Raw genomic sequence first — 236 nt, 5'->3', positions numbered from 1 at the left:
ACAGCGCGTGCTCGGTGTAGTCGAGCACCCGGACGTGGTGGCCGAGGATGCCCAGGGCGTCCACGAACGCCGACAGCGGGCCGTTGCCCTCGCCGGTGATCTCGTGCTCGACCCCGCGGTCGCGGACGGTCGCCGTGACCGTGTAGCCGCCCCCGTTGGACACCGACTTCACGGTGACCAGGCTCAGCGGCTCGGTGTCGGCCAGATACTCGTCGGCGAAGATCCGCCACATCTCC

1 protein-coding gene is annotated in these 236 nt (G+C 69.9%); it reads right to left on the bottom strand.

Features of this window, described 5'->3' with window-relative positions; translation table 11 throughout:
- Positions 1–236 (bottom strand): alpha-isopropylmalate synthase regulatory domain-containing protein (locus BN358_RS24190; RefSeq protein ID WP_304412797.1); only part of this gene is annotated, 236 nt, incomplete at both ends.

The sequence above is a fragment of the Sedimentibacter sp. B4 genome (assembly GCF_000309315.1).
Lineage (GTDB): Bacteria > Bacillota > Clostridia > Tissierellales > Sedimentibacteraceae > Sedimentibacter > Sedimentibacter saalensis.
This window is presented reverse-complemented; position numbering and strand designations above follow the sequence as displayed.